General features: G+C 46.1%; 3 protein-coding genes. 2 read left to right on the plus strand and 1 reads right to left on the minus strand.

What is annotated here, in order from left to right; genetic code table 11:
- Positions 1-45 precede the first annotated feature (45 nt).
- Positions 46-2,430: an ATP-dependent helicase gene (locus GNE10_RS31255; protein ID WP_397326712.1), complete on the minus strand. Its 2,385-nt coding sequence runs from the start codon at positions 2,428-2,430 to the stop codon at positions 46-48.
- A gap of 476 nt (positions 2,431-2,906) precedes the next feature.
- Between GNE10_RS31255 and GNE10_RS31260 the strand changes: the two genes are divergently transcribed.
- Positions 2,907-3,575, plus strand: coding sequence for a Uma2 family endonuclease (locus GNE10_RS31260; protein ID WP_185569771.1), 669 nt, complete (start codon positions 2,907-2,909; stop codon positions 3,573-3,575).
- A 337-nt stretch (positions 3,576-3,912) separates the two neighbouring features.
- The gene (locus GNE10_RS31265) at positions 3,913-5,760 is read left to right on the plus strand and encodes a VWA domain-containing protein (protein ID WP_185569773.1); all 1,848 of its coding nucleotides are present in this window, start codon (positions 3,913-3,915) and stop codon (positions 5,758-5,760) included.
- The last annotated feature ends 76 nt before the right edge of the window (positions 5,761-5,836 follow it).

The following is a 5,836-nucleotide window of genomic DNA, read 5'->3' on the forward strand; positions in this document are numbered from 1 at the left end:
GTCCCCACGTCCCCGCGTCCCCGCGTCCCCAGGTCACTCCTAGTATCATTTGGCTATCATCTCCGAAGTGACGACACATTGAGGAAATTGGCGCTTTAATGCAGGAAAAACCGGACAAGGGGCTTGTTCTTGCAAATTTTCTGGTTTACTCCAAGTAAAGGGGGCTTTTTGCGCCGCAGACATCCATAACAAAAGCTTTGCTCGTGTCATAGCAACATAGAGTAAACGATACTCTTCAGATATTTTTAACTGCTTTGCTAGCTCCCATGCTTGTTTAACATCTGGTATGGTAGATTCTCCGTGAAGAGCAGCACGAATTTGGGCACGGGCTACTTCTGATAAGGTAAAATCCCCTAAGAACTGACTTTGGGGAGGAACCCAAAATCTGCCAGGAATTAAATTTTCGTGGAGAAAGGGGATAAAAACATAATCCCAGTCCAGCCCTTTGGCTTTATGCATAGTAATAATCGTCAGTTGACCGCGACGGGTGTAACGTTCTTCTGAATCTTCGGTTTCCACTGGTTCAAAACGTTCAGAACTGACGATTTCACTTAATGCTGACAGCATTGACCTCATTGAACTATTGCTAGCTATCTGCTGGTTTACCCGTTCTGCGAGTTTATCAGCAGTGGCCAATTCTGCTTGGTCGTAATTTAAGGTCAAGGCGAGGAAAGAAATTAGCTGATACAAAGGCAATTCCAAGCGAGCGCGGAGTAAGCTCCGACACAAGTGTGCAGCTTTTTGTACTGGTTCCGGTTGGGATGCTGCTAAGGGGCTGGGATATAAAAATTCTTCTGGGAGACTAGCAAGGGCGTTGAGGTCTTGGGTAGGAATTAGCTGACGCTGCACCAATGCTTCTAATGCAGCTTTGAGGTAATCAGGAGAGTGGGGGCGATCGCAAAATTGCAGCAATGCCAAAATTTCTTGGGGGACATGAGAACGGCGATCGCGTTCTCCCACATCATAAAGTGTAATGTTATGTTCTTTACACACAGGTGCTAGAGCCTCCGCCAACCATCGTCCTTGACGATTTTCTCGTACTAAAATCGCGGCACTATTTTTTGTGGGATCTTCCCCAAATAACTCGATGGCTCTTTGAGATAACAATTCAACTGTGTGATGAATATCCTGCGGAGTGTATAATTCAAGTCCCCGCCCTACTGGTGCTGGGTTGGCGTTAGTTTGCGGATCGCCAGCGTCAACAGGACGAATTGTTTGCAAGCGAAATGGTACTTGTCGGTTATCAAATGGAGATTGGGGGCTGGTGATTGGGGACTGGGGATTTGTTGCTGACCATTGATTATTGATCCATTGGAGAGCAAAGTTAGCAGCTTCAATAATAATTCTCGTACTGCGACCGGCTCGATCCATCGTCGCCAATCGTTGAATGCGATCGCACTGTTCGCAAAATTGCCGAAAATAAATCGGATCGGCTGGGGTAAACGTCGAATTAATCGCTTGGTTGGGGTCGCCGACGCGCACCAAGTTCACTGCTGAGTGGGGAGTGGGGAGTGGGGAGTGAGGAGTGGGGAGTGGAGAGTTAGGAGTGAGGAGTGAGGAGTGGGGAGTTATTCTGGTTGTCCCCGCGTCAGAGCGTCGCCGTGTCTCCGTGTCTTCTTCCGAATTACTCGCCAAAATTTCCAACAACTGGGTCTGTAGCGGGCTAGAATCTTGGGCTTCGTCTTCAAAGACGGCGAATACTTGACTTTGTTCGATGCGGCGGGCGCTGTGGTTTTTTAAAACTTGCAGTGCGGCTAAAATCATATCGTCGTAGTCAATGAAGTCGCGCGATCGCATTAATTTTTGATACTGTTCGTACAATCCCGCCGCTACACTCAAAATTGCATATTCGTCTGTGGTTTGTTGGCTCCATTCTTGCAACAATTCTTGCGATATCCCCGAACTTTTGGCTTCATGGATAACCGTATTAGCCAACTCCGGTAAGACTTCTGTCCGTAAAACTGATTGACGACGTAACCTTTCTGTTTCTTCCCCGTCAAATTGATGACCTTCTAATAACCGCAAATATCGTTCTGGATTATTGGCAATCCATTGCTCTACGGCTGTGCGGATAAATCTATGACTTTGGGTCGGCGTAATTAATGTCACATACTCTAACTGCAACCCTGATAAATCCGGATGGCGGCTGGCAATGTTCAACGCTAAACCATGCAAAGTATAGACAAAAAAGCCTGTTTGTGGTAAAGATAAATCATCTCGTAAGTATTTACGAATTTTGGCTTTTATGTTGGCAGCAGCAGAGCGAGTAAAGGTAACTACCACCAACTGACGGCGCAACGAGGAACCCGATTCAGCAGAACGTTCATATTGACGTGCGATGGCGATGGCCGCCGCCGCCGCCATGCCGGTGGATTTGCCCGCTCCAGGAACAGCAGAAATAGCTAGAGGCCCGGATTGCCAGTCAGCCATTTGTTGCTGTCCGGGGCGCAGACTATTGCGGATGCGTGCAATGGCTTCTGCCCGTACAGATGACACGGGCGATCGCTGCAATACTTCTGAATCGAGATGTTCTTGAGGCACGGTAACAGTAAGGCTATTCTTTCTGAATATAGCGGTTCTTGCGCTTTGTGTGTAACTTTGCGTTTTTAGATGAAGGGAATGAGGGAGATGGGAGAGTTTAATTTTTTCATTCTCAAAGTTGAGCCTTTTAACTCGAATCTTGAATCTCGGAACTTCAAAGCCAGGGGGTAGCGCTAAATCATCCCTTAATTCAGCAACACCGAGGTTATCATAAGGGAACTCCAAAAGATAAATTATTCCAGTTAATGCGTTGACTGTGAACCGTCAACAGTCAACAGTCAACAATTTTCTATGGAATATTTTTTACTTGGAAGTCTTTAAAAACTATCTGAAATCACTAAATCGGACTTGCGAGGTGTCTAGCGATGACCATCTCCCTAGAACAATCTAGCCAATCTCCCCTAATGTTTCAGCAGCATGATGCAACCTGGCAAGACTATGTGGCAGTTCGAGATAACCCAGATATTGATTGGCGTAAGATTGCATTTTATCAGGGATGGTTATGGGTTGATATGGGAACAGAAGGGCTGGGACATTCTTCTTTTAGCGATTTGATAACAATGATTTTTGGATTCTGGGCATTCTTGCACCCAGAGATAGTTCTCCAATCCTACGGGCGCTGTCTCATTGAAAACCCAGAAACTCACGCCTGTGCCCCAGACCTAGTGCTATATAAAGGTAAAGATATTCCTAAATGGAAACCAGGGCAACCCCGTCGAATTATTCTCGATCGCCATCGTCTGCCCGATTTAGTTGGAGAAATTGCCGATACAACCTTGGGTATCGATCTTGATGAGCAAAAACAACTTTACGCTAGTTTAGGAATTACTGAATACTGGGTGATTGATGTCAAAGGAATGCGGCTGTTTGCATTTGGTTTAACACCAACAGGTATATATCAGGCAATTCAAGTTTCCCAGGTGTTGACGGGTTTACCAATTGCCCTTGTAGAACAAACCTTGGAACGATTAACTGAAGAAACCAATACCGCAGCCGCCAATTGGTTGATGCAGCAATTACAAATGCCGAAGTAATCTATACAATAGACTTCTTGCAGAACTTGGGAAAAGGGGAAGGGGAAAGGTTTGGTATTTTCCCTTTCCCCTCTAACCCCTTCGGGGTTCGCCAGTCGCTCATGGGGGAAACCCCCAAGACCGCGCTGGCTCACCTTTTCCCTTTGACCACAAAAGTGCTTTTTGCACTTTTGCAACAGGTCTAATGCCATATTTATTTTGTATTGATATAAAACTTTACATCAAATAGACCCCTAAACACTGAACACACTGGTTTCTGGGTAAACTAAAAACAGCACTGGCTATCCCAGCAAAATAGGGCTTTTAGCTAATCACAGAAACTCGAAGGGGTATAAAAATGCTCAAGACAAGTTACGACTTTGACCAGGCTATCTTACCCGCAGGCTCTTCATTAAAGACTAATATTCTGCTACGTTTTCGTGCTGACATAGCTGAATCTCCCCGACGGAACCTGAATCTTTCTTTGGTAATTGACCGCTCAGGCTCTATGGCCGGCGCTCCCTTGCATCATGCCCTGAGAGCCGCCGAGTCTGTGGTGGAGCGACTTGAGCCAGAGGACATTCTCTCTGTGGTGGTTTACGACGATGAGGTGGACACAGTTGTAGCGCCGCAGCCTGTAAAAGACAAAGCTGCACTAAAAAATTCTATTAATAAAGTCAGAGCAGGCGGTATTACTAACTTATCTGGCGGATGGCTCAAAGGCTGCGAACATGTCAAAAAGCAACTCGATCTGCAAAAAATCAACCGCGTTCTCCTATTGACGGATGGTCACGCCAATATGGGTATTCAAGACCCGAAAATACTGACCACAACATCCGGGCAAAAAGCTGAGGAAGGCATCACCACAACTACCTTGGGCTTCGATCAAGGTTTTAATGAAGACTTGCTCATAGGAATGGCAAGGGCGGCTAACGGCAATTTCTACTTCATTCAAAGCGTTGATGAAGCAACTGAAGTGTTTAGCATTGAGCTAGATAGTCTCAGAGCTGTAGTAGGACAGAATCTCACTGTGACAGTTGAGTTGGCTGATGGTGTCAAATTGATAGATACCTTAAGTTTGGCTAAAGTAAACCAAAATCAAGCTCGTCAAACTGTCATCACCTTGGGAGAACTTTATGAAGGTGAAGACAAACTTTTGGGATTGAGTTTAGAGATATCCGCCGCTCAAATTGGCGAATTACCTGTGATGAAGTTACATTACAGTGCCGATGTTGTGCAAAATGACGTGATTCAAAGTGTGTCAGGCACAGCGGATATTGTTGCCAAAGTTGCTACTGTTGAGGAAGCAGCCCTCGCTTCTTCAAGCCACATCATCCTAGAACTCAGCCGCCTTACCATCGCTAAGGCAAAAGAGACAGCCCTTGATTTAGCCGAACATGGTAAACACGAAGAAGCTGAACAAATTTTGCGATCGCTAGTCAAAGATTTACGCGATAAAGGGCTGAATGAGAATTTTGAAATTGCTGAAGAAATAGATCAGCTAGAATATTTCGCCGGTCGCATCGCCCAAAAAGCCTTGGGTAATGCCGGACGTAAGGAACTGCGGGATCAAAGTTTCCAAACAATGACCCGCAATCGCAGTGATTTAGCGGCTCGTGGTGTCACCGCTGGCGATGAAATCTATGGAATGCCGGTTGTTAATGAAGTCGGTTCTGGCATAGAACTACACTGCTTGCGTGAAGGCGGTAAACTGCGAATCAAAGTTATATCCGATGGCTACGATTCCACCAAGAACGTCCAATTTCCTAGAGCGATTCGTGCCGAGGGCGCACGCTATGTAGTTGAAGCACTGGAACCTTCAAGTGATGGCTCTTTTTACCGCGTGCGTGGTAATATAACCAGACTGACTAGACCTGGTGAAGCAGATATCTTTGCTGCTCCCAGACAATCAAGGTCAACTAGCACAGGTAAAGCATCCAAAGGCCCTGCTAGTGCCGCCGACCTACCTACAACCGATGCTATCAAAGATGGTATTCTCGTTCAATGCGTCAAAGATGGCAGTAAGTTACGTGCTAGAGTGGTTTCTGATGGATATGAACCGAATTGGAACATGCGTTTTCCGCGATCGGTTCGCGAAGAAGGAATGCTTTACGTGGTAGATGAAATCAAAATCGCCCCTGATGGCAAGTCCTATATTGCCTGCGGTGAAATCAAGCGATTTGTACAACCCTCCATCACCAATTAACATCTGCAATGAACCAAAGTAGGGGCGAATGGCTGTTCGCCCTCACCCAATACGGTTTGGGGAAGGGGTAAAGGGG

Origin of the sequence: Nostoc sp. 2RC (assembly GCF_014222165.1) — a bacterium.
In the GTDB taxonomy this organism is placed as follows: Bacteria; Cyanobacteriota; Cyanobacteriia; order Cyanobacteriales; family Nostocaceae; genus Nostoc; species Nostoc linckia.